The organism is Streptomyces sp. NPDC052036, assembly GCF_040680495.1.
GTDB lineage: Bacteria > Actinomycetota > Actinomycetes > Streptomycetales > Streptomycetaceae > Streptomyces.
Genome location: NZ_JBFAWW010000001.1, coordinates 674940 through 697466, shown reverse-complemented (window position 1 = coordinate 697466; position 22527 = coordinate 674940). Strand labels below are relative to the sequence as shown.

Here is a 22527-nt window from a genome sequence, read left to right as displayed (position 1 = left end):
GGCTTCGGCTGTCGCGACGCGTCGAGGCCTCACTTCTTGCCGCTACAGTCCAATTCGCTGGTGGCGCCATCGCGCTGGACATCCATCCTGGCGACTACGCGGACGCCCGGTAGCCATTTGCGGCTTGCGACGTCGTAGAGCGAACGTTTGTCTGTGACGCTCCGCAGCCAATCGGCCGCTTCAGGGTTAACGAGTACGACGTCAAGCTCACGCTGCTGATCATGGTCTATCTCGCGACCGATGGAAACGTTCCCCTTGTACATCCCATCACCTGCGGCATCCAATTCTTGGACTACCGCCTTACGCCCCTGCAGGTTCGTCCCGAGCCACAGCCCGTCACCGGCGGGTAGGTCCCCGCTAACGCGGACAGCGACCGCCGTGCAACGTTGTACGATGACCGGCTGATCTCTCGGGGTAGGGCTCTTGATCTCGTACGACGCGTTCTTTTTGCCGAGATCCTGAAGATGCGGAACTAGATCGTCTTTGATGGTGTACCCGGTTGTGCTGACGGCGCCGATACAGGCAAAGATCACAGTAAGGGCCGCCCCTACTCGCTTTAGGGCTTTCCTCCCTCTGCTGGGATCTCCATCACTGGCAGAGTCATTCTGTGACGGGTCGGGCGACCCGGGTGCGGCGTCTGGCGACTGTGTGATCGTCACTTCTCCCCCCTCTGGTGAGTCGCGGAGAAGTTACCCGGCCAACCAGCACATGCACCCATGGTTGCCGATCTATTACATAGAGCCACCGTGCATGTGGGCGTCCGGCCGAGGGCCCGCCGCGGGGAAAGCAAGGCGGTGCGGCCCACGGCCGCACAGTCCCGGGCACTTGCGGCGCGCATGAGCCGGGCCAGACCCCGTGGCTTCCCGTGCAAGAGGGGGGATGATCGCGAAACTTACTTCTTATTGCCCTGGGTCTTGTCGGGGAGCTCGGGGAGCTGGGTTTTTGCTGGTAAGGAACGGTGAGCTCGTGCGCCTGGTGGTCGTCGTTGGTCACCATTGGCCACTGTTGAGCGGCCTCGGACGGCCCAGAGACGGCCAGGATCACGGCTCGACTGGGCCCGTGTAGGCCGTCTGATCTCAGCGCGACGGACGCTTTGGAGGGACCGGGCCCGGAATCACGTCCTTGCCTAGGTGTTCCTTGATCAGGTACTTGAGCTCCGGTCCTTCGATGAGCTGAAGCCGACCATGCTGACGGGCGAAGTCGTGGCTGGCCCTGCCGAACCATGAAGTAGTGATCAGGATGCCCTTAGCGGCGCGCTTGTGCTCCACAACGCCGGCCAGCGCCTGGACTGACTCGACACCTACGAGCTTGCTGTAGCGCTTGGCTTGGATGATGCACTCGCCGTTGAAGACTGGGTCCTTGCTGACGGCCACCGCATCGACACCTTCGTCTTTTGAGGCCTGGGTGTTCCATGCCTCCATCCCGATCGCTTCGAAGAGTTGACGGATCAGGTGTTCGAACTCGGTGGGGGTCAGCTTGACCAGTACGGGCCTGCTGTCGAGGTCAGCTACCACGTCCATGCTGTCCATCAGGCGGTACTTGGTCAGATCGAACTCGATGATGGGCCGGATGGGTTCGAGGTCGTAAGGGTTGGGAGAGACAAGGGCATTGAGTCCCTTGAGACAGGCGGCTGGATCGACCTGGCTGAGGCGCAGCTTGCCGAACTGTTCCCTGCTGGCGCTCAGTGTGACGAGACAGGGTGAGACCTCCTGACCGGTAGCTCGGTCGATGGTCTTGACGTGACCGTTCAGGATGACGCCGTTGACTACCCGGTCGGGGTCGCTAGCCAGGATTTCGTGGACAGTCCGTAGAGCGACCTGTGCCAAGACAGACGAGTAGATCTCCTTGCGTTCCTTCTCCGGCCGAGGTACCGCAGTCGTCTCGTCCCGGCTCTTCACATACCTGTAGCCGCGCGCGGCGGGCACGATCGTCTCCGGCGGCAGCTGAATCTCGACAAGGACGTCACCTGTAGCGGGCCGGAAGGCGATGCGGTGCTCGTGCGGGAAACCCATCGGGTAGGACGAAGCATCGAGGACGGCCCCCAGGTGCGCTTCCACTGCTTCAGGATCGCCAGCGCGGTACGCCTCGCGCTGCTCATCCAACTGCCTGTTGAAGGCCTCGACCTCCTCAGCGGCCCGCTCCTCCGCCTGGCGGTGCTCCGCGCGCCTCTGCTCCAGCGCCTCCCTGCGCTTTTCCCCAGCTCGCGCGTGCCGCTGCTGCGCTTCGCTGAATCGTTCACGGGCGTCGGCGACCTGCGCCTCGTATCGCTTCCTGCCCATGCCTAGGACGGCAGCGAGGCCGCCCGGCTCTGGGGGTGCGAAGTCTTCCCACCGTGGTGCAGGCTCGGGTCGGGACCAAGGCCGTTCATCTAACACTGTCGGCGTATGAGTCCTCCGCCGGCGCTCGAACGTTGTGGGCGGGTCACCGACCAGAGCATCACGCAGCAACTGGCTCAGCTGCTCGACCTCGTGCTCGACCCCGATCGTCTGCACCCTGGCCTGTTCGGCTTGCTGCTCCAGATACGCAGCCTTCCGCTCTTGCTCCCGCCGCTTGCTGGCCGCTTCAGCAGTCTTGCGGGCACGCTCCGCTTGGCGGGCCTGTTGCTCCTGGGCCCGCCGCAAAGCCTGCTGCTGCCGCTGGTATTCGTTGCCTCGGCCACTACTCCGCTGTGCCACCTGCTTGCCCTCCCCCAGGCTTCGGCTGCCACAAGTCTGCATTCCCCCCTCCTCACAGAATCACGCGAGCTGCACGTCGCCGCTGCACGGATTACGGGGTTCCGAAGGCCGCTTGGCTCCCAGGCACCCTCACCGAGCCCCAGGATTGACACGACCGCGCTTCTACATGCGCGCCCCGAAGAGCTGCCCCGGTGCCAAGCCTCATAGCACGCCATCCGCCTCTACCAGACCGCAGGCCGACACGACGCCGCACGGCACACCTACACACGCCTCGAGCGGCACCTCGCCGACCTCGGCCTTGAACCCGAGCCCGCCACCCAAGCCCTGATCGCCCCCAGGCCTCGGGCCCGAACCATGTGGTAGAGCCCACTCGTCTCCCGATTCTGGCCGGTAGAGAGCGTTGTTCAACCCGAATCCGCTGGCCTGGGCGACGTGGCGGCGACGGGGCCAGGCGTGAGCGACAACGTCAGCCCCGAGGAGACCTCCGGCGGCCGGAGGATTGCAGTACTCGGCGAGATGTTCGAGCTGGGCGACGAAGCGGCGAAAGCGCATTGGAACGTCGGCTGGATGGCAGGCGAGAACGGCGCCGATTTCGTCATTGCGGTGGGCGGCGGCATGGCCAAGCAGCTCGCGCTGGGCGCCGCTGACGCGGGAGGGGACGCTGCCATCGTCAGCGACAACGAGACGGCGACGGCCCTGTTGAACAAGCTTGTCCAGCCCGGTGACGTGGTGCTGATCAAGGGCTCGCGGCGCGGCATGCGGTGGCAGATCGCGCAGGCCCTTACCGGGCAGGAGATCACCGGCATCCTCAGCTGATCGCGCGGGGCCACCTTTCAGGGGCGTTGTCCGCCCGGGCGCCTAGGCTCGAATGCATAAGCAGCCCCATCTCGCTGGCCGCCCTCGCGCCGGTTATGAAGCGAATCATGGTGGATACCGTTCAGATCTTCCGGCCTGGCCCGGAAGTGCCGGGCCCGGACACGGGCGTGTACCGGCTATTCCATGGATCAGGGGGTTGTCGCTGACCTGTGCGTCGCTGAGCGCGATTGATCCTCACCGGTTGTAATAATGCTCCTCGTGCAGCCGCTGCCGGTTCCGTGCCCCGCCCACCTCATCCCGGTCGCCACCGGCACCGGCGCGTTCCACCACGCGTACCGGAACGCCATGGCGGACAGCGCCGTGTTCGTCGCCGTCGAATGCGAAGGACACCAGTGGACCGTGAAGGCGGACACGCTCACTGCCGGCCCCGGGCACGCAGTCGCCGACGCGGTCAACGAGGAAGTTCGGGCCGCGATCACCCGCCTCGTGGAAAGGCACGAGGTCGACTGGGGCGCTTACACGGGGCCGATCTACTACATGATGCACGGGCTGCGGAGCGAAGAACGAGCTCGCGAGCTCGCTGCCGCGCTTCACGCCGCCCTGTACGGAGATCTTGAACCCCTGACCCGGGCCGTCCCTCCCACAGTTTGACCGCGCGCAGGTGCGGATGCGTTCCCGGCTGCACCGGCTGACGACCTTGACCACCACCTACCTCAGCTCCCATCCCGTACGCCATGGACCACGTCTGCTCGGCTCTGCCTGGGTCGATGGTGTGCGGGATGGGAGCTCCCAGCATCCGCCACGGCGGACCTGCGGTCGGCGACGGCGCCCCCTCCATCCCGGTGTCGGCAGATCCCCCGCCGGAGGCACTGTTCTGACCGTCGCGTACGCGGTGATCGACTCATGGGCACCGGCCCTATCCACCAGTGGGCGCGTGTCGGCGCAACGCGGGCGGAGCGGGCCGGAGGCAGGAGCGCCACCCGCAGCGGAGCCGGGAAGCGCGCCCGGCGGAGCGGAGCGCAGCCCGGGCTTGATCAGGTAGGGAAAGTTCCGCACCCCGCTGTGTGCCCCGCGTGAGGCAGAGCAGATCGGAAGTCGCCCCCGGCTCCTACGCCCTATTGAAAGGTTGGCTGCGCCGACGGGCTGTACCACCCCCGTGTGGGTGGTACAGCCCGCCTTTACGTAGTTCCGGCCCGGGAAGGGCTTGTTAGGAGAGACACCCGCCCTCGGAAGGGCGGGTGTGTGGGGGAGCGATGTACGAGGTAACGCCGGCTTCGGAGCGGCCACAGCCCGGCGGCGCGTCAGCGGTTGGGGAGTCGGGGTGCAGACGGGGTGGTGTCTGACCGACGTTGTGGCGGGTTGGCCGCCGTGCCAAGGCGGACAAGGCGGGGAACGCTGGTGGCGAGCGATTCGGTGGTGTACTCGGTCACTGGCGGCTGGTGCCGGTCTACCAGTTCGCACAAGTCGTGCCGGGTCCGAACATCGCGTACGAGGGTCTGGGTGCTGTATTCGCCGCCGGCGGGCCCGGCATGGTGATGTCCCTAGCGCCGTGACCGGCAACGTTCACCGGGTTAACCGCTGGATCGAGCCTTTGCTGGCTTTGTAGGTTCCCGACGCGAGTGATGACGGCAAGACTCGGATCCGATGCGGAGGAGGCAGATGCAGCCGTGATCGCGTGCATCCACATGGCCTCTCGGTCGGCGACCATGCCCTATCTGCCCCCGCAGAAGCGCAGTCACGAGCAGGTGTGGCTGTCGGGCTTGGCTTCAGTCAGCCGATGCTGAGGCCCGGCCAAGCGGTGCCTGTCCGGGCCTCAGATATGCACCCCTAGTCTCCGAACATCAAGAATGAAGGAGAGTTTCGAAGGTGTTTCTCAAATCATCGAAATGCGACTCGCTGCACATCAGGACGATTTTAAATCTCCCCGTCTCCGTCCCTTCGGGGTGTCGCACGTAGGACCATCTCCTCCCAGTTGCGGCGAGGAGCCTCAAGAATTCTAGACGACCTTCCTCATCACCTAGAAGCACCTTTTCGGCTTCGGAAATCACCAGCAAGTACTGATCGCCGGGCAGCCAGCTGAGATCCCGCAGGCAATCGTGCAGCGCCGGCCAGTTCCAGCCAAAATAGTCTGGAAGTTTGAACGCATCCCAGAACTTCTGGAACGCGTCGTCGACGCTGAACGCATCCGCTCCCTGAAAGGACGCCACGAAGTTGAGACCGGCCGCAGGAAGCAGCTCGCCGACCGGCACACAGGCTCCGTTGCTCACGACATGGAACCACGGCTTGATGGCGGCCCATTGGCCTTGTCTCTCTGTCACTTCGGAGACTCCACCACAATGTAGGTCTGATAGTGCGTCGGGCTGTAGTAGATAGACCCGTCGCTGCCCATCACGATACGTTCCCCACCGGGGTTTGGATTGCTGGGAGACTGCGCAGTCCCATACTCTCGGTAGGTGATGGGAGTGCCATCCGATGTATGCGTCGGTAGCCTGTAGGCGCCATTATTCCCATTGTTCTCGAAAGGTTCCAGCCACTTTGGACCCTGGAATTGCGGACCCCAACCAGTCGCATCGTGTCCAAATCTCTTCAGGTCGCTGATGACTTCCATGCTCTCCTCAGGAACCGAGCTTGGAATCCACCCTGGGAGACGGCTCGTGTCTCCGAGAGTCGTCCCGGCGGCAAAGCAGTTGCTGTTGTGAACGAGAACCGGAGCCGTGCCGGCCATCACATAGTACGTGCACGCCCCCGCCGTGACGGTCGCCAGGGTCCGCAACTACGTCACTCACTTCCCGACGTACAACCTCACGGTCAACGAACTCCACACGTACTATGTACTCGCCGGGTCGACGCCAGTCCTGGTGCATAACTGCAACGTAACCGTCTCTGACGGTGCGCTTGATCACGCCTGGGAGTCCCATAGGCAGGGCGGTTCATATCACCAGGAGGGGAAGCTTGAGAATGTTCTCTCTCCTGATATTGCTGACAAGGAAACGCTCGGCGGATTGATCCAGCGGACCATTCGGAACGGAACTCGAACCGAGCGCTCAGCGGGCGACCCGCGAGGCGGGTATTACATCACGCATTCGTTTGACGAGATGGACGATCCAGAGATTGGACACCAGGGCCAAAATGGGTTGAAACTCTTCGTTGACGAGTTCAATAACCTCAAATCGCTGGCCCCAGTGTTCTCGTACTAGGTCAGGCCCCTCAGTTGGATTTTCTAGCCCAGGAGTGTCCCCGGTGATTGAGTTCAGCATCGAGCGGAGAGGTGAAGATCCCTCCTGGTCCACCGCCTGGACCCCTACCGACTCATCGGGGGGGCAGGTCGAGTGGGAGCAGGTCAGCGCCAGCGCCTTCACCTTCGACCTCTTTCGGGCTGCCGTGTCCTTTGTGGTGAACGGAATCAATTTTGGTGTCGATGATCCAAATCAGACCCTACTTGATTATTGCCTGATGCTAAATCTTGGCTGCCGGGAGCTGCAGGCTCATCGAGGATCTCAAGTTCAGTCGGCCACTGGCTCTTTCCGCATGTACTTCATCCGGGACTCGAAGAGTTTGAGAATCGCTTCGGATCGAGCGAAGGAAAGCGCCTGCATTTCCGTTGTGGAATATCACAATTCCGTTTCTGAATTGCTTGATTCGGCCACGGGTGAGATCCTGTCGACTCATCCAGAACTTGAAGGCAATCCGTTCCTTGGGCGGGTTGCAAAAAATCGCTGCCGGGGAAGCCATGGGAATTGAGGCCGGCAATGTTCGCGGCAATGCATACTTCTTATGTATCGCTGCATGATTTGCCATGAGTTCCCGGTCGAAGGTAGTTCCGGCGAGCTTCTTGGCTGGTTTGACGGCAACGCTGACGGCAACGCGGTTGGACGCCGGAGCCCCCCACGAGGTTCTCGTGGGGGGCTCCGGCGTCTCTGGGGTGGATCAGCGGGGTGCTCCGGTGAGGGGCAGGTCGTCGGGGTCGGCGTCCTGACGGAGGACGGTGCTGAGAGTGTCGATGGCTTGCCGCTGGAGACGTGGGCGGACGTGGGCGTAGACGGCAGCCGTCACGCCGATATGGGCGTGGCCGAGGAGTTCCTTGATCACGACGAGCTCGACGCCCTGTTCCAGGAGGAGGGTCGCCGCCGAGTGCCTGAGGTCGTGAAACCGGATGCGGCGGAGCCCAGCATGGCGGCACAGCGCGGTGAAGACCCGGCTGAGGTTGCTGGGGTCGATCGGCTGGCCGGTGGGCGTGGCGAAGACGTAGCCGCTGTCGGGCCAGGCGTTCCCGGCAACGGCCTGCTCCTGCTGCTGCCGCGCGCGGTGTCGGTCCAGTGAGCGGATGCACTCGGTGGGCAGGGCGATGCGGCGCTCGGAGTTGGCGGTCTTGGTGGGCAGGGTGGTCAGGCCCCGGCTGCTGGTGCGCTGGAGGGTACGGCGGATGCTGGCCGTGCCGTTCTCCAGGTCGAGGTCGTCCCAACGCTGGCCGAGGAGTTCGCCCTTGCGGAGCCCGGTGCGCAGGGCGAGTTCGAACAGAGCCTGGAGGCGATGGTCTGCGGCTGCGTGGAGGAACTGTCGGGCCTCACCGGCGGTCAGCGGCTCCACGCGCCGGGGCCTGACGGCACCGGTTGCGACGTTCCGGGCCACGTTGCGCGGCAGTTCGTCCTCGCGGACAGCGTGCTGCAGAGCCGACTTGAGCACGGAGTGCACGTAGGCCACGGTAAGCGGGGAGAGGCGCTTGCCGCAGCACTCGCCGACAGAGCAGCACCGCTGGGCGGTGTCGAGGTCGCGTGTGCAGCACTGGCAGCGGGTGCGGAGCTGGTCCAGGAAGGCACGGACGTCCTTGGCGGTGAGCTGGCTGAGCTTCTTCTTACCGAGCGGCGGGGTTATGTAGAGGCGGACGGCCGTGCGGTAGCGGGTGTGGGTGTTCTCCCGCAGCCGGTGGACGGCGACGTTGTCCAGCCAGTGCGTGAGGTAGACGGCCACGGTGCAGTCGGCCGCCGGGGCAGGGAGTCCGCGGCTGCTGGCGGCCATGCATTCAGTGAGCTTGTTGGCGGCCTCGCGGCGGGTGGCGCCGTAGACGCGGGTGCGCTTGCGGGTTCCGTCGGTCATCAAGATGTAGCCGGCGGCCTCCCAGCGGCCGTCCTTGCGCTGGTAGATGGTGCCTTCGCCGTTGGCGCGGGACTTCCGGGTGTTTCGCGGTGTGGCCATCAGGCGGCTTCCTGTTCGAGGTGGCGGTGGATGTAGTCGGTCAGGGCGCAGTCGGGGATACGGCGGGCGCGGCCGACGGTGAGGGAGGCGAGCTGCCGGGTGCGGATGAGGTCGTAGACGGTGGACCGGCCGACCTTCAGGTAGGCCATGACCTCGGGGACGGTGAGAAGTTCGGTGTCGGCGGTCACGCGACCCCCGCCCGGACGGCGCCGGTCAGCGACTCGGCGGCAAGACCGACCGGCTGACCTTCTGAGTGACCGGCGCGGTCACCGAGGTGCTCCATTCGCCGGGCGCGGGTCGGTTGCTCGGGTCGGGTCTGCCGCGTCGCGGTCAGGAGGTCGGCGAGGTGGGCGAGTTCGGGCAGGAGACCGGTCCCGGCGTACTGCCAGTGCGAGATGACCAGCGTGGTGTCCGAGTCCACGCGCTGACTGGCGATGTTGCGGTGACCGGGGGCCAGGTCAGTGGGGTGTTCGGTGCGGTCACCGACCGAGCTGCCGTCCTTTTGACCGGCCTGCGTCTGAGCCGACGCTGGGGCTGGGGTCTGGGGGTCGGGTCGGCCGGTTCGCCAGGCGGTGCGTTCGGCTCGGAGGTGGGCGAGGGTGGTGGAGTAGTGGCGGGTGCGGGTGGAGAAGTGGCCTCGGAAGCCGAGCATGTGGGCCCATTCGCGCAGGCGCAGGTGGGCGTGTCGGCGGTTGGTGGCAAGGTGCCAGGCGGTGTGGATCAGGCGGCGGGTGTGGTCGGTGATGTCGTACTGGGCCAGTTCGGCGAGGCGGCGGAGGCGGCGGTCGAGGGTGCCGGTGGTGGTCTCGGCTCCCTTGGTGGCGTACTTGGCGATGTAGGCGGCGACGTGCCGGTCGGTGACCGGGCCACCTTCAGTGAAGTCGGTGCCGCGGATTGCCCGGACGTCGATCTGCCGCCCGAACCGGAACACCAAACGTCCGGCCTGATCTGAGTTTTGGGGCGCGGACGTGGAGATGTCCCCGGTGGGCTGCGGTTGCTCCGGCGGTTCGCCGTCGTGGTGGACGCGGGTGCGTGCGGCGGCGGCGCGGACGGCGTGGTCGAGGAGCTGGGCGGTGGCCCAGGTGGGCGGCGTGCTGCCGGGGCCGGTGGGTCCGTCGAGGCGGATGACGGCGTGGAAGTGGACCTGGCCCCGCTTCTGGTACTCGGCGACCTTGGCGTAGGAGAGGGTGGCGTGATCGCGTAGAGCCCGCTGGGTGAGGCCGGCGGCCTTGGAGATCTCGCGGCGCAGGTGGGTGGTGAAGCGTGCCCACAGGGCCGGTGCGTGGGCGTTCCACAGCACCGCGCCCGCGTAGTCGTAAGTAGTGACAGGGCTTGATCAAGTTCCGTAGGCGTCCGGATCGTTGGTGATGCCCAGGATGGGGAGTGCTCGTTGGGGTTCGTCGCGGATCGCCCGGGTGGTCCTGGCGATGTTGTCGGCTCCGAGGATTTTCAGCACGCCGATAGCGAGGTTGCGGAGGGTCGCCATGGCCCGCGGTGCGGTCCCGGCGTGGACGGTGGAGGCGTCCTCGGCGAAGGTGACATCCCTGATGTGGTGCGAGGAGTTCTCCACTCCCCAATGTCCGCGGATCGCGGCGGCCAGGTCGGCGGGGCCGGCCTGGTGGGCGTCGAGGCTGGTGACGGCGTAGACACTCTCACGGGTCTCGCGCTTGCCGGACTGCTTGCGCCGGCGGTGGACGCGGATGGCCAGACGGGCGTAGGGAAAGGCGATCCCGCCGAGTTCGTCCGCGACGGCGCAGGTCTTGATCGAGCGGGACTCGCGCCTGCCGTGCCCGGTGGCGGAGACGGTGTGCTGGACGGCGATGTCCCGCCACGGCAGGGCCGCGAGCTGGCTGTGGGCGGTCGGCTGGTTGGTCTTGATCACGGCGATGTAGTGGGCCTTCTTGGCCTCGACCAGCCAGGAGATGTTCGCCTTGACCGAATGCAGGGCGTCGAAGGTGACAACGGCGCCGGCCAGGTCCAGCGGTGCCAGCAGCGGACGGAAGTGTGTGGTTTCGTTCGTCTTCGCGCCGACCTCCACCTGAGCGAGGGTCACGACGGTGCCGTGCGTGACCGCGGAGAGCAGATGCCGGCGCGTCGCAGTGAGACGGGCTGATCCCTTGAGTGCTTTGCCGTCGACAGCGATCACGCGCGGCCGCCCAGACGCGGAGGGCGACGGTGCCTGGGCGGGCTCGGTGGCGGCGCGGTGCCGGTCGGCCAGGTAGGCGCCCACCGCCCGGTCCAGGGCGTCACCGTCAACAGCCCCCAGCACACGGCCGATCGTGGTCGGCGACGGAGTGCGCCGCCATCTGAGCAGGTGGCGCCGGATCCCGATCACTGCCAGGAGTGTGTTCGGGGCACGCTGGCCCCACTCGGCGAGTTCGTCGATGCTCCTCGCTCCCGAGACGACCGCGCAGGCACACACCAGCAGGATCGCGGTCAGCGAGTACCACCGGCCCCGCCGGGAGCGCGGGTCGGGCACCGAGTCGAAGTAGAGGCGCAGGTCAGTGATCCGACCGGCATCCAGCGGCCCCAGCTTCACCAGCACGGCGGGAATGGGAGAAGATACAGCGGCAGGCACGGGCCACCTCGTGATCATCGGGCTTAGACACCACAATGATCACGAAGCCCGTGCCTGCCCTGTTATGCACCCCAACCGGTCACAACCCGACCAGCCGCACGCCCCCGGAACTTGCAACCGCCCTGCCGACACGACGCCACGCTCACCGCATCGCACGCTGTGTGATCGCCGCACCAGATATCAAACGGTCCCGCACTCCCGCCGCGGGTCCCTGGTATCTCACCCTCAGCGGGATGTCCGGCCGTGTGGATCTTCGACCTCTGGGTCGATCGCCTTCCGGAGTTGACCGCGGTCAGGGTCTCCGAGACGCCCAAGACGTGGGCTGAGTATCGGCCGGAGCAATGAAACGTCGCTGCATCTCTGACTGGTTGCGGTCCTGACTCGGCTGGAACGGGTCCCGGCGGGCCGGCGGCCCCGGGGCGCCGTCTACTCCATCGGGTACTCCTACTTCGTCATCGTCTTCGGCATCGCGGTTTCGGCGGTCGGGATGGAGAAGCCAGCCCATCGACGCGCAATCGGCGGAACTCGATGGCCCTGTCTCCGTACAGCTCCGCCACACTCCCGGGCGACGGTGCTGCGCATCCTGTTCGGCGTCAGCGTCGAGAAGGTCGCTTCGCCTGTGGCCGCCGCCGTCAGGTCGCTGCTCCTGTTCGAGATCGTCGCGCTCGTGCCGCCGGTGCCCTGCCTCTTCACCACTGGAGGTCCGGGGGTGGCCGCCTCCGCCGTGGCAGCCCTCGCCTCGCCGACCGTTGGCGCGGCACTCGGTTGCGGTTCCGGCCGTCGCCGGGCGGCCTGGACCGCAGCAAGGTCAACTGCTGTCCGGGATGGAGGCACAGTGCACCGAAGGCACTCTTTCGGTCCCAAAGCCCGCTCCTGCGAGCCGAACCGAACGAGCTGTCTGTTCCGGTTGCCCGCTATTTGGTTGGAGCTGTCGCTCGGCGGTACAGGTGCTCGGCCGTCCGGGTGGACCATTCCGGCTGCGCCCGCACCGTCCATACCAGGCCGCATAGGATCCCTGACTGGCTCTTTGTCTATCGGAAGGGACCCCTGGCCCGTGACCACCTCGATCATTGTCGGAGGCAGCGGCGCCCTGGGGCGTGTTCTGGCACAGCGTTTCGCCGACCGTGGCGACGCTGTCATCCTCACCAGCCGCACCAGGGCGCGCGCGGACGCTGTGGCCGCCGAGATCGCCGGCGCGGTCCGGGGCCTGGCCATTGACCTGTCGCGGCCGGAGACCATCGCGGGAGCGCTTGTCGATGTAGGAGACGTTGACAACCTGGTGATCACCGGTGTCCCAGAGGGATTCAACACTCTCGCGGATTTCGACATCGCCAAGGCCGTCGAGGCCGTGACCGTCAAGCTGGTGGGGTACACCGAGATCGTGCGAGTACTGCGTGACCGGTTCACCCCTACGGCGTCGGTCGTACTCTTTGGCGGCCTGGCCAAAGAACGCCCCTACCCCGGCTCCACCATCGTGACCGCTATCAACTCGGGTGTCACCGGACTGGTGAAGACTCTCGCACTGGAGATCGCCCCTCATCGTGTGAACTCGATCCATCCCGGCGTGGTGGGCGACAGCCCGAGGTGGCGCGACATGCCCGACCACCCACACGTACCGCGTACTCCCATCGGGCGCTTGGTGACGATGGCGGAAGTCGCCGACGCCACCGACTTCCTCCTCCGCAACACCGGCGTCAACGCCCAGGACCTCTTCGTCGACGGCGGACTGCGCGTCACCTAATGGGACTCATCGGGTCGTGAGTGAGACTCGGTGAGTGGCCGCCAGCAGGTGAGCACTGCCATCACCTGAGCCGTCCGAGCTCTGGTGTCAGACCGTGCCCCTGCTGGTCGGCCGGGAGGCCGGACTGCTGATGGGATGGCGTGCCCGCCCGGGAGCGTTCGGGCGTGAGCACTGGATCCATTACACGACCCCCTGCCCGACGGTGTAAGGGCGCTCACTGGGTCTATCAGGAATTAGGGCGTGTTTCAGAAGTGGATCAAGGCCGTGCGATGATCACGTCCCGTGGCTCGGGGAGATCTGACAGAAGTTCAGTGGGCGGTGCTGGAGCCGCTGTTGCCGAAGGGCATCAAGTCCGGACGCCCGCCAGTGCACACCAAACGGCAGTTGATCAACGGGATACGGTTTCGTACTCGGACCGGCATACCGTGGCGGGACCTGCCGGAACGCTATGGGCCGTGGGGGACGGTGTACGGACTTTTCCGCCGCTGGCAGCGCGACGGCACCTGGCACCGCATCCTCGAACAGCTCCAGGCCCGGGCCGATGCAAAGGGTCTGATCACCTGGGACGTCTCGGTGGACTCCACCATCGCCCGCGCCCACCAGCACGCGGCCGGCGCCCGCAAAAGGGGGATCTCCAGGTCGAGCCGCCCGGCGGGGTGTTCACCGAGCCTGACGACCACGGGCTCGGACGCTCGCGGGGCGGGCTGACCACCAAACTGCACCTGGCGGTCGAGCAGGCCCAGAAACCGATGTCGCTTGTGATCACAGCCGGGCAGCGTGGAGACTCCCCGCAGTTCCAGGTCGTCCTCGGCCGCATCCGCGTGCCCCGGCTCGGGTCGGGACGGCCGCGCACCCGGCCGGACAAGTTCCGCGCGGACAAGGCGTACGGCTCCCGAGCGAACCGCGGCTACCTGCGCCACCGCGGGATCCGCTGCACCATCCCGGAGAAGCGCGATCAGATCGCCAACCGTAAGAAGCGTGGTTCTCGCGGTGGGCGTCCGCCGAAGTTCGACCCGGCCGACTACAAAGAGCGCCACGCGGTGGAGTGCGGGATCAATCGTCTCAAACGCCACCGCGCGGTCGCCACGAGATACGACAAGCTTGCTGTCCGCTACGAAGCAACCGTGCTGGTCGCGGCCATCAATGAGTGGCTGTGACCAGTACTCTCGCAACACGCCCCAGGACTGCGGAGCCGTGCACTTCAGGTTCGGATTCCGGACCAGAGCCTCAACACTCGGCCAGAGTGCGGCCGAGGAGGGGGAGCAGGTGGTCCCAGTGAAGCTGCAGTGCGGCGGGGTTGAAAGCGTCGGTGTCGGCCATAGTGAAGCCGTGGACGGTGTCGGGGTAGATCTCAGAGGTGTAGTCGACACCCGCGGCGTCCAGGGCCTGGTTGAGTTCGGCGAGGGCCTCGGGCGTCAGGTCGGTTTCGGCGTGGCCGAAGTGGACCTGGGCGGTGAGGCGGCGCAGGCTGTCGGGCCCGGCGGCGCCCACTGGAGCATGGAATCCGGCGATGGCGGCCACCTGGCCGGGGTGGGCCGCGGCGGTGCGCACCGCCAGGAGGCCACCTATGCAGTAGCCGGTCACCGCGACGGGTCCGGCGCTGGCCTCGGGCTGGGTGGTGAGGAATCTGAGGTAGGCGTCGGCGTCGCGCAGGGTCCGTTCGATGGTGTGCGCCTCAATCAGGGGCATCAGCCGACCCATGACCGCGGTCCGGGCCTCTTCTCCGATGTGCTCGGGAAGTTCGACCACAGGTGCTGGGCCGTGCCGGTAGAGGAAGTTGGGGACGAGCACGTAGTACCCGTGGTCGGCCAGTTCGCGGGCCATCTCCCGCAGCACGGGCCGGATGCCGAAGCCGTCCGCGTACATCAGCACCCCTGGGTGCCGCTCGCCGTCGTCAGGGAAGGCGGCGAAGGCATCGGCCTGGCCGTCCGCGGTGGGAATCTGCAGCATCTTGGTGGGCATGAACTCTCCTGTCGTGTTGATGTGTCCTGTGATCAACACGACGGAGGTGGAGCCCGCGCAGCAGCGCAAGATCCTCGATCGAACAGCGGGCCCGCACTGGCCCGTACGGCGCTCAGAAGAGCACCGGGTCACCGATCCGTGTGTGGCGCAATGCCGTCCCGGTAGTCACCCCCACAACCTAGTCCACCGAACAAAGCCGACGCCAGCACCCCCAGTCCACAGCGCAGCTCGCGAGAATGATCTCGGCCAACGCCTCGCATCCTGAACCCCGTCAATGCGCTGCCCGTGACACCAATACCGAGCTTGCGACTGCACGGTCCTCACCGCATTTCTGAAACACGCCCTAGTGCCCGCACGAGGATACGAGGTTCGAACTCGTGGTTGCCCCCAACACGCCTTCCAAGTCCGTTGGTTGTTCACAGGGCTGCGGCCGCTGCCGTTCACCTGCGTACATGCCGGACTCGTCTGAGTTCCGAGCAACGTGGCCGACGCGTCGTGAAAGGCCCCGAACGGCGGTGAAAGAGACGGAAACTGAGATGGCCGGTTGAAGGGACTCAGCCTCAGACCCGCGGTATGACCCTGATGTACTCAGCCCCCTTATGCGCCCGCCAACCACGTAGCAGATGATCTGGTACGTCCGCCTACGGCTCGTCAAGATGCCCTCACCCGGATCACGGTGCCAGCTGCCGGACGCTGATCAGCCGGCGGGAGGCGACGCCGCGCACCCCGGGCATGCGGTCCCTCTTCGCCGTCCGAGCGTGCCGACGGCTCCGTTGCGCCTGCGCTGACGTGGTCGCTGCCCGCCCTGCTCAACGTCTTCTCAACGTCTTCTCAATGTCTTCGGTCGAGACCTCGTGCAGGCTGGTCGAGGCCAGTGCCTGCTTCACTTCCGTCGCTCCGGCGCCACGGACCCACGGTCTTACGTGGAGGGGTAAATACGGCGGGTTTATCAAATGTTCACATTCCGGCCGTTGCCGGGACAGAACCGGCGGTTACTCATGTCCCGCATCGCTGCCCGCGTCATCAGTAGCAACTGGAGTTAGTTGTGACCCGCCGATCCATACGCCTGGCCGCCGCCCTCGGTGTCGCCATGACCCTCGCCGGAGGCTCGCTCGCCGCGGCGTCGGAGCTCACCGGCTCCTCCGCCGCGCCGCAGAAGCCCGCAGCGGCCAAGCACGTCCTCCTGCTGTCCGTTGACGGTCTGCACCAGTCGGATCTGACCTGGTACCTCGCCCGCCACCCCGGCTCCGCGCTGGCTCGGCTGGTGAACGGCGGCGTGCACTACACCAACGCGCACACCACCACCCCCTCGGACTCCTTCCCCGGCATGACCGCCCAGGTCACCGGCGGCGGCCCGGGTACCACCGGCATCTACTACGACGACGTGTACAACCACGCCTTGCTCCCGGCCGGCACCACCAACTGCAAGGGCGTCAAGCCCGGCGCCGAGGTGGACATGACCGAAGACATGGACAAGAACAAGGCCTCCCTCGATGCCGGCCAGGGCCTGAAGAACCTGCCCGGCAGCATCCTCCAAATGACTGGCCGGCCGCAGAGCCTGCTCGACCCGAGCAAGCTGCCCGTCGACCCCACGACCTGCAAGCCGGTCTACCCGCACTCGTACCTGCAGGTGAACACCGTCTTCAACGTGGCCCGCAAGGCCGGCCTGCGCACCGCCTGGTCGGACAAGCACATCGCCTACGACATCCTCAACGGCCCTTCGGGCACGGGCATCCAGGACCAGTTCTCCCCGGAGATCAACAGCGACGCCAACGGCTACCCGGCCGGGAACGACTGGACCACCGACAACAAGGCGACCGAGCAGTACGACAGCTACAAGGTCAAGGCCGTCCTCAACGAAATCGACGGCTACGACCACAGCGGCAGTCACAAGGTCGGCACCCCGGCGATCTTCGGCATGAACTTCCAGTCGGTCTCCACCGCGCAGAAGCTGCCCTCCTCCGAGGGCCTCAAGGGCGGCTACGCCTCCAAGGGTCTCCCCGGCCCGCTGTTGCAGAAGAACCTCGACTACGTCAACACCGAGGTCGGCGCGATAGTCAAGGAGATCCAGGCCAAGGGCCTGGCCGCCAGCACGGACATCGTTCTGTCCGCCAAGCACGGCCAGTCGCCCACCGACCCCAAGGCCCTGACCCGCGTTGACGACGGTCCGCTGCTCGACGGGCTCAATGCCGCCTGGAAGAAGAAGCACCCAGGCGCCGGCGATCTCGTCGCGCACTCCGTGGACGACGACGGCATGTTGCTGTGGCTGAACGACCGCTCCGCCGAGGCCACCTCGTTCGCCAAGCAGTACCTGCTGTCGCAGAGCGGCACGGGCACCGACATCAACGGCAAGCCCACCAAGTCCTTCACGAACGGCGGGCTCAGCAGGGTCTACGCGGGCAAGGAGGCGGCCGCCTACTTCGGCGTCAAGCCTGGTGACGCCCGGGTCCCGGACCTGTTCGGCATCGCCAAGTATGGCGTGGTCTACACGGGCGGCACCAAGAAGATCGCCGAACACGGCGGAGCCCACGCCGATGACCTGAACGTCCCGCTCGTCATCTCCGGCGCAGGCACCCCTGCGGGCGTGGCCAAGTCTGCTCAGGTCGAGACCACCCAGATCGCTCCGACGATCCTGTCCCTCCTGGGCCTGAACCCCCATAACCTGCAGGCCGTCCAGAAGGACCACACCCAGGTCCTGCCGGTCCGTTGACCCTCGGCAGCCCGTGACCCCGGCGCGGGTGGGCCGCACGCAGAACGGGCGTGCGGCCTACCCGTGCTCATTCGAGGGCGTCAAGTGCTGATGTGCCACGGCCTGCCGGCAAGCCCGAGCCCGCTGGAAATCCCTGCCTAGGTTGAAACCGCAGGTATGGGGCTTCTTCGGTACTGCTTCCTTCTTCTTGCTCCGGGTCTTGTCGGCGATCTTGGTGACTTGCGTTTTCCCTGCTCAAGGGCGGTGTTCCCGAGTGCCTGGTGGTCGTCATTGGTCGTCCTTGGCCACTGTTGAGCGGCCTCGGACGGCCCAGAGACGGCCCAGGGGCGATCACTCGTCAGCTGCCCGCCACTCATCGACCGATGCCTGATCCTGGTCCCATCACTCGCCTGGACCTGAGCGGCAGGGACTCTGCTCTTGCCGTTCCCGCCACGGTTGTCAGATCAGTTGTCGTAGCTCTACACGGATCGGTCGCTGACGGCCATATCGTCGCGCTACTTCCCTGAAAGGCCCGCCGCTACTGAACGTTGGCGGTGCGGTACCCGGGCAACGACCGCACGGTGCGATACGTGGCCGGAGGGCCGAAGACTGCAAGGAACGGTCTTCGGCCCTCCGGCTGGGTGTAGCGGCCGTGCCGGCTATGACGACGGATGGCAGAGGATGTGAGCCTCCGCGTCACAGCAGGTGGGCTAGCGGTGGCCGAGGAGGCGGTCGTGATCCCGGTCCCGGTCCCAGCCGTGGTGCTCACCCCGGTCGCGGTCCCGGTCCCAGCCCCGGTCCTGGTCCCAGCCGTGGTGCCAGCCCCGGTCGCGGTCCCGGTCCTGGTCCCAGCCGTGGTGCCAGCCGCGGTCCCGGTCCCAGCCGTGGTGCCAGCCGCGGTCCCGGTCCCGGTCATGGTGGCCCCGGTCCCAGCCCCAGTCCCGGTCGCCGAAGTGGCCGTCGTGGTCGTGGTCGCTCCTGTGGCTGTGCGAGTAACCCCTTCCGTTGACGCGGTCATGGCCGGCTCCGGCGGCCAGGGCCGGCATGGCGGCCGCGCCGACGAGTGCGCCCGAAGCCACACAGGTGGCGATCAGGCGGACCGTCGTACGAGAAACAGACATGAATCTGTCACCTCACGTTCGTGCACACCGACCCTGGTCGGGGCCCGGCGTGCTATCCGAAATTCCCGGCTCGGTGCCGAGGCCCACACTGTGGCCCTCCACGACGACACCAGACCGAGGAAAGGATTCGCGTTACAAAGCGCGGATATATCCGTAACTCTCCCTTGTATGGGCCATTGATGCTGGGGAGGGGGCCTGGCGCCGGCCCTGTCCCAACTTGGAATCACGCTGAGAGCAGGAAGGAAATGCAGCTGATGGTCCGTGACACTCTTGGCTGTCTCGCTGCCTCAACTCCTTCGAACGGCCCAATGGCTTCAGTAACGACGGGGGGCCTCTGTTTGGGGGACCCGTTGCGGTCCGCGGCGATCCGGTCGATCGGTGGCAGGGTGTCGTCGTGATTCTGGGACGCTTGGTGGAAGCAGTCTTCGCGGCCTGGAGGCCAGGGTCGGGGCTAGGGTGGCCAGTGCCTCCACGGCGTTGGCGAGGCAGTCAGACCCGGGTCGGCATCCGCTAGCCGTCCCCCAATGAGCTCGTACGCACTTCGACGCTTGCCCCGTGCGTGGCCCGAACGGGCCTGCGACACCGACGTGCTGGGCATCAACGAATTCGCATCCCGGGCGCCCTGCGGCCCGACGAGGAGTGCCGCGCTCGCGACTGCGGTGGGCAAGTGCCATCGGTGCCGGTGTGGGCTTGGCCCGGTCCGACGGCTCGGACTGACGGCGAGTCAACCGGTCAGCAACTGACGGACGACCTACCCGGCGGAGTCCACGCCGGAGCTGCCGCCCTCGACCATGATGCGGGAGTTGTAGGCGGTCAGTCGGCCGTTGGTGTGGTCGCCTTCCTGCGCGGTGCCCGTCTTGGCGCCAACGCCGCCGAGGCGCGGTGCTGCGGCACCGATGGTGGCCTGCGCGATCGTGGAGCCGGCGTTGGCCTGGCCGCGGCGGGCTGGACGATCCGCTGTGTCCTCACCCAAGTGACGATCTTGGCGTCTCGGTCTCCCGCCGGCAGGAGGGCAGCGGAGTTGTCCGTCGACGGAGTTGCGGGCAACCAGGAACACCCAGAGATACGGCCTTGCGGGAGTTGGCGAATGGCCAAGCAAAAGGACACTGGCTCTCCAGATCGAGCACAACCGCTCCGCGCGGGGTCTGCAGGGCGTGATCTTCACGCGGAACGACCGGGCGGGCGAGGGCAAGCTGTCCTCACGCCTCGGCCTGGTCACGGACGCGGCGGAGGTCGCCGACGGGCAGGACCTCTACGCCTATCTGGTCGACCATCTCTCGCAGGGCGGCCGCGCCGACTACGTGATCGCGGACGAGGCCCAGTTCCTGGCGCCGGAACAGATCGACCAGCTGGCCCGTGCGGTCGACGACCTCGGCCTCGACGTCTACGCCTTCGGCATCACCACCGACTTCCGTAGCAAGCTCTTCCCCGGCTCGCAGCGCCTCGTGGAGCTGGCCGACCGGGTCGAGGTCCTTCAGGTGGAGGCCCTGTGCTGGTGTGGCGCCCGTGCCACCCACAATGCCCGCACGATCGGGGGCGCGATGGTGGTCGAGGGCGCCCAGGTGGTCGTGGGCGACGTCAACCAGTCCGCGGACGAGGTCGGCTACGAGGTGCTGTGCCGCCGTCACCACCGGCGCCGTATGACGGCGGCCACGGCCCGCGCCGCAGCCCTCTCCCCGGACGTCCTGCCGGTGTCGTCCACCTGACGACCCGAGGATTCACCCGAGCGGCTGGTCGGACCGGCTGACCACCGCGAACAGCGCGCCCTCCGGATCCGCGACGGTGACCGCACGGCCGACGGCCGTGACGCCCCCGGACCGCACCACATGCCCGCCCAGTGCGGCGACCCGTTCGGCCGCCCGGTCGACGTCCTCGACCTGGAAGTACGTCATCCAGTGCGGACCGCGGTCCCGGGGCAGCACGGCGCCCGCGCCATGGATGCCGGCGACCGGACGCCCCTCGATGCGCAGGACGACGTCATCGGGGTCGTCGTCCACGACCGGCTCCCCTCCGGAGGCGAAGACGGTCCGGTAGAACTTGGCGACGCCCGCGGCGTCGTAGGTGAACAGGTCGTTCCAGGCGGGGGTCCCGGGGACGCCCGTCAGCCCCCTGCCGAGGTGCCCGGCCGCCTGCCAGACGCCGAACACCGCGCCCATCGGGTCGGAGACGATCGCGAGCCGTCCGGCCTCGGCGGCGTCCAGCGGACCGACCGCGACCGTGCCGCCGCAGCTGCGGACCGACTCGGCGGTCGCGTCCACGTCGTCCGAGGCGAAGTACGGCGTCCAGGCGGCCGACAGTTGACGGTCCGGCGGCAGCAGACCGATACCGGCCACCTCGCGGTCGTTCAGCACGGCCCGCGCATACCGCCCCAGCGGCCGGGGGCCCCGCCGGAACTCCCAGCCGAACAGTGCCCCGTAGAACTCCTGGGTGGCGGCCATCCCGTGCACCATCAGACTCGCCCAGCACGGGGTGCCGGGCGGATGCCACGCATGCGTAGTGCCGTTCGGGCCGGCCGGCCCCCGCGCTTCGGTCATGGTCACTCTCTTCTCGGCCTCTGGTGGTGGCCGCTCGGCTTCCACCGCGTGCGCATGTGCCGCGCACGCGCAGCTGCACGCCCCGTGCCGATGCTCGCACCACGGCGCGTGTCCTGTGCCGCGGCCGCGCCGGGGTGCGGCGCCCGCGAGCCGTGGGTGCCGGCCGTCCCGGCGGATGGCGGGCGCGGTCCATCGGGAGCACGGGGTGTGCCCGATTCCGTACGAACGGTGATCGGGACCGTCCGGCCGAGCAGAGTAGCCGGACGCGGGCGAGGCGGCCACCCTGTGCGCAAGGATGGGGCCATGAAGGCCATCATCTCCGCATCCGAACTCGCCAGTGACCTGGCGGGGCCGCGTCCGCCGACGCTCCTGGACATCCGCTGGCAGCTCAGTACCGCGGCCGGCCCCCGCTTCGACGGCCGCGCCGCCCATGCGGCCGGGCACATTCCGGGTGCCGTCTTCGTGGACCTGGACGCCGATCTCGCGGGTCCGCCCGGTCCCGCGGGCCGCCATCCGCTGCCCGACGTGGATCACTTCGGTGCCGCGATGCGGGCCGCGGGCGTGTCCGGCGACCGGCCGGTCGTCGTGTACGACGACGGACCGGGCTGGGCCGCCGCGCGCGCGTGGTGGATGCTGCGCTGGACGGGTCACCCGGACGTGCGGGTGCTCGACGGCGGACTGAGCACCTGGGAGGGGCCGTTGGCCGCCGGAGTCGAGGAGACCACCCTCGGCGACTTCCGGCCCGTGCCGGGTGCCGTACGGCTGCTCGACGCCGACGGTGCCGCGGCGCTCGCCCGCACGGGCCTGCTGCTGGACGCGCGGGCCGGTGAGCGCTACCGGGGCGAGGTCGAGCCGATCGACCGCGTGGGCGGGCATGTGCCGGGCGCGGTGTCCGCGCCGACGACGGAGAACCTCACGCAGAGCGGGCACTTCCGGTCCGCCGCCGAACTCGCCGAACGCTTCAAGGCGCTCGGCGTGACGGAGGGCACCGAGGTCGGCGTGTACTGCGGTTCGGGAGTCTCCGCCGCGCAGGAGGTCCTGGCGCTCACGCTCGCGGGGATCCCGGCCGCGCTGTATGTGGGCTCGTGGTCGGAGTGGTCGTCGGACGGCAGCCGTCCGGTGGCGGTGGGCTCCGGCCCGCAGTGAGCGCCGGTTGCCCGGCCTGACCGCCTCAGGGGGCCACATGGGTGCGGGGCCCGCGCGATCGCGTGGGCCCCG

General features: G+C 67.2%; 21 protein-coding genes and 1 pseudogene. 10 read left to right on the top strand and 12 right to left on the bottom strand.

Annotation, left to right across the window (positions count from 1 at the left end; all coding sequences use genetic code 11):
• Positions 1 to 29: 29 nt before the first annotated feature.
• Both AB0L95_RS03295 and AB0L95_RS03290 read right to left on the bottom strand, forming a co-directional pair.
• On the bottom strand, positions 30 to 533 hold the full coding sequence (locus tag AB0L95_RS03295) for a hypothetical protein (protein ID WP_365156026.1): 504 nt from the start codon (positions 531 to 533) through the stop codon (positions 30 to 32).
• Between the two features lie 543 nt (positions 534 to 1076).
• Positions 1077 to 2717: a restriction endonuclease gene (locus AB0L95_RS03290; RefSeq protein WP_365156023.1), complete on the bottom strand. Its 1641-nt coding sequence runs from the start codon at positions 2715 to 2717 to the stop codon at positions 1077 to 1079.
• A gap of 411 nt (positions 2718 to 3128) precedes the next feature.
• Here AB0L95_RS03290 and AB0L95_RS03285 point away from each other — a divergent pair, with 411 nt between their 5' ends.
• Together AB0L95_RS03285 and AB0L95_RS03280 are read left to right on the top strand one after the other, a co-directional pair.
• Positions 3129 to 3491, top strand: a complete 363-nt coding sequence (locus AB0L95_RS03285) for a UDP-N-acetylmuramoylalanyl-D-glutamate--2,6-diaminopimelate ligase (RefSeq protein WP_365156020.1) — start codon at positions 3129 to 3131, stop codon at positions 3489 to 3491.
• 258 nt (positions 3492 to 3749) lie between these two features.
• Positions 3750 to 4142 (top strand): hypothetical protein, encoded by a 393-nt coding sequence (locus AB0L95_RS03280; RefSeq protein WP_365156017.1) that lies wholly within the window; start codon positions 3750 to 3752, stop codon positions 4140 to 4142.
• A 1190-nt stretch (positions 4143 to 5332) separates the two neighbouring features.
• Here AB0L95_RS03280 and AB0L95_RS03275 read toward each other — a convergent pair.
• Positions 5333 to 5809 (bottom strand): barstar family protein, encoded by a 477-nt coding sequence (locus tag AB0L95_RS03275; protein ID WP_365156014.1) that lies wholly within the window; start codon positions 5807 to 5809, stop codon positions 5333 to 5335.
• Positions 5806 to 6099: a ribonuclease domain-containing protein gene (locus tag AB0L95_RS03270; protein ID WP_365156011.1), complete on the bottom strand. Its 294-nt coding sequence runs from the start codon at positions 6097 to 6099 to the stop codon at positions 5806 to 5808. The genes AB0L95_RS03275 and AB0L95_RS03270 overlap by 4 nt, the downstream gene beginning before the upstream one ends.
• A 127-nt stretch (positions 6100 to 6226) precedes the next feature.
• Here AB0L95_RS03270 and AB0L95_RS03265 point away from each other — a divergent pair, with 127 nt between their 5' ends.
• On the top strand, positions 6227 to 6688 hold the full coding sequence (locus AB0L95_RS03265) for a hypothetical protein (protein ID WP_365156008.1): 462 nt from the start codon (positions 6227 to 6229) through the stop codon (positions 6686 to 6688).
• A gap of 43 nt (positions 6689 to 6731) precedes the next feature.
• Positions 6732 to 7232: a hypothetical protein gene (locus AB0L95_RS03260; protein WP_365156005.1), complete on the top strand. Its 501-nt coding sequence runs from the start codon at positions 6732 to 6734 to the stop codon at positions 7230 to 7232.
• A gap of 186 nt (positions 7233 to 7418) precedes the next feature.
• On the opposite strand, the gene AB0L95_RS03255 is transcribed toward AB0L95_RS03260, so the two are convergent.
• The 4 genes and pseudogenes from AB0L95_RS03255 to AB0L95_RS03240 form a co-directional block, all read right to left on the bottom strand.
• Complete coding sequence (locus AB0L95_RS03255; RefSeq protein WP_365156002.1) at positions 7419 to 8684, bottom strand: tyrosine-type recombinase/integrase; 1266 nt, start codon at positions 8682 to 8684, stop codon at positions 7419 to 7421.
• Entirely contained in the window at positions 8684 to 8872 is a 189-nt protein-coding gene (locus tag AB0L95_RS03250) for a helix-turn-helix domain-containing protein (protein ID WP_365155999.1), read from the bottom strand. The genes AB0L95_RS03255 and AB0L95_RS03250 overlap by 1 nt, the downstream gene beginning before the upstream one ends.
• Positions 8869 to 10005 (bottom strand): annotated as a pseudogene (locus AB0L95_RS03245) (replication initiator); the annotation flags it as partial. The pseudogene AB0L95_RS03245 and the gene AB0L95_RS03250, both read right to left, overlap by 4 nt.
• 15 nt (positions 10006 to 10020) lie before the next feature.
• Positions 10021 to 11229, bottom strand: coding sequence for an ISAs1 family transposase (locus AB0L95_RS03240; RefSeq protein ID WP_365155996.1), 1209 nt, complete (start codon positions 11227 to 11229; stop codon positions 10021 to 10023).
• A 210-nt stretch (positions 11230 to 11439) separates the two neighbouring features.
• Between AB0L95_RS03240 and AB0L95_RS03235 the strand changes: the two genes are divergently transcribed.
• The 3 genes from AB0L95_RS03235 to AB0L95_RS03225 all read left to right on the top strand — a co-directional run bounded on the left by AB0L95_RS03235 (position 11440) and on the right by AB0L95_RS03225 (position 14160).
• Complete coding sequence (locus AB0L95_RS03235) at positions 11440 to 11607, top strand: 6-carboxytetrahydropterin synthase (RefSeq protein WP_365156506.1); 168 nt, start codon at positions 11440 to 11442, stop codon at positions 11605 to 11607.
• 709 nt (positions 11608 to 12316) lie between these two features.
• Positions 12317 to 13003 (top strand): SDR family oxidoreductase, encoded by a 687-nt coding sequence (locus tag AB0L95_RS03230; protein ID WP_365155993.1) that lies wholly within the window; start codon positions 12317 to 12319, stop codon positions 13001 to 13003.
• 282 nt (positions 13004 to 13285) lie between these two features.
• A protein-coding gene (locus tag AB0L95_RS03225) for an IS5 family transposase (RefSeq protein ID WP_365155990.1) occupies positions 13286 to 14160 on the top strand; the annotation gives its coding sequence in 2 pieces (ribosomal slippage) (positions 13286 to 13630 and positions 13633 to 14160; 873 coding nt in all).
• A gap of 70 nt (positions 14161 to 14230) precedes the next feature.
• Here the strand turns inward: AB0L95_RS03225 and AB0L95_RS03220 are convergent.
• Complete coding sequence (locus tag AB0L95_RS03220) at positions 14231 to 14965, bottom strand: dienelactone hydrolase family protein (RefSeq protein WP_365155987.1); 735 nt, start codon at positions 14963 to 14965, stop codon at positions 14231 to 14233.
• A gap of 1045 nt (positions 14966 to 16010) precedes the next feature.
• Between AB0L95_RS03220 and AB0L95_RS03215 the strand changes: the two genes are divergently transcribed.
• Entirely contained in the window at positions 16011 to 17675 is a 1665-nt protein-coding gene (locus AB0L95_RS03215; RefSeq protein ID WP_365155984.1) for an alkaline phosphatase family protein, read from the top strand.
• A gap of 689 nt (positions 17676 to 18364) precedes the next feature.
• Here AB0L95_RS03215 and AB0L95_RS03210 read toward each other — a convergent pair.
• Complete coding sequence (locus AB0L95_RS03210) at positions 18365 to 18775, bottom strand: hypothetical protein (protein ID WP_365155981.1); 411 nt, start codon at positions 18773 to 18775, stop codon at positions 18365 to 18367.
• A gap of 751 nt (positions 18776 to 19526) precedes the next feature.
• Positions 19527 to 19748: a hypothetical protein gene (locus AB0L95_RS03205; RefSeq protein WP_365155978.1), complete on the bottom strand. Its 222-nt coding sequence runs from the start codon at positions 19746 to 19748 to the stop codon at positions 19527 to 19529.
• A 133-nt stretch (positions 19749 to 19881) separates the two neighbouring features.
• Here AB0L95_RS03205 and AB0L95_RS03200 point away from each other — a divergent pair, with 133 nt between their 5' ends.
• Positions 19882 to 20481, top strand: coding sequence for a thymidine kinase (locus AB0L95_RS03200; protein ID WP_365156503.1), 600 nt, complete (start codon positions 19882 to 19884; stop codon positions 20479 to 20481).
• 12 nt (positions 20482 to 20493) lie between these two features.
• Here the strand turns inward: AB0L95_RS03200 and AB0L95_RS03195 are convergent, their stop codons facing one another.
• Entirely contained in the window at positions 20494 to 21309 is an 816-nt protein-coding gene (locus tag AB0L95_RS03195; RefSeq protein ID WP_365155975.1) for a VOC family protein, read from the bottom strand.
• 303 nt (positions 21310 to 21612) lie between these two features.
• Here AB0L95_RS03195 and AB0L95_RS03190 point away from each other — a divergent pair, with 303 nt between their 5' ends.
• Entirely contained in the window at positions 21613 to 22455 is an 843-nt protein-coding gene (locus AB0L95_RS03190) for a sulfurtransferase (protein WP_365155972.1), read from the top strand.
• The last annotated feature ends 72 nt before the right edge of the window (positions 22456 to 22527 follow it).

Coding starts and splice junctions, on each gene's coding strand:
- AB0L95_RS03190 (WP_365155972.1), top strand. CDS start 21,613: ATGAAGGCCATCATCTCCGCATCCGAACTCGCCAGTGACCTGGCGGGG.
- AB0L95_RS03270 (WP_365156011.1), bottom strand. CDS start 6,099: ATGGAAGTCATCAGCGACCTGAAGAGATTTGGACACGATGCGACTGGT.
- AB0L95_RS03255 (WP_365156002.1), bottom strand. CDS start 8,684: ATGGCCACACCGCGAAACACCCGGAAGTCCCGCGCCAACGGCGAAGGC.
- AB0L95_RS03220 (WP_365155987.1), bottom strand. CDS start 14,965: ATGCCCACCAAGATGCTGCAGATTCCCACCGCGGACGGCCAGGCCGAT.
- AB0L95_RS03290 (WP_365156023.1), bottom strand. CDS start 2,717: ATGCAGACTTGTGGCAGCCGAAGCCTGGGGGAGGGCAAGCAGGTGGCA.
- AB0L95_RS03195 (WP_365155975.1), bottom strand. CDS start 21,309: ATGACCGAAGCGCGGGGGCCGGCCGGCCCGAACGGCACTACGCATGCG.
- AB0L95_RS03210 (WP_365155981.1), bottom strand. CDS start 18,775: ATGTCTGTTTCTCGTACGACGGTCCGCCTGATCGCCACCTGTGTGGCT.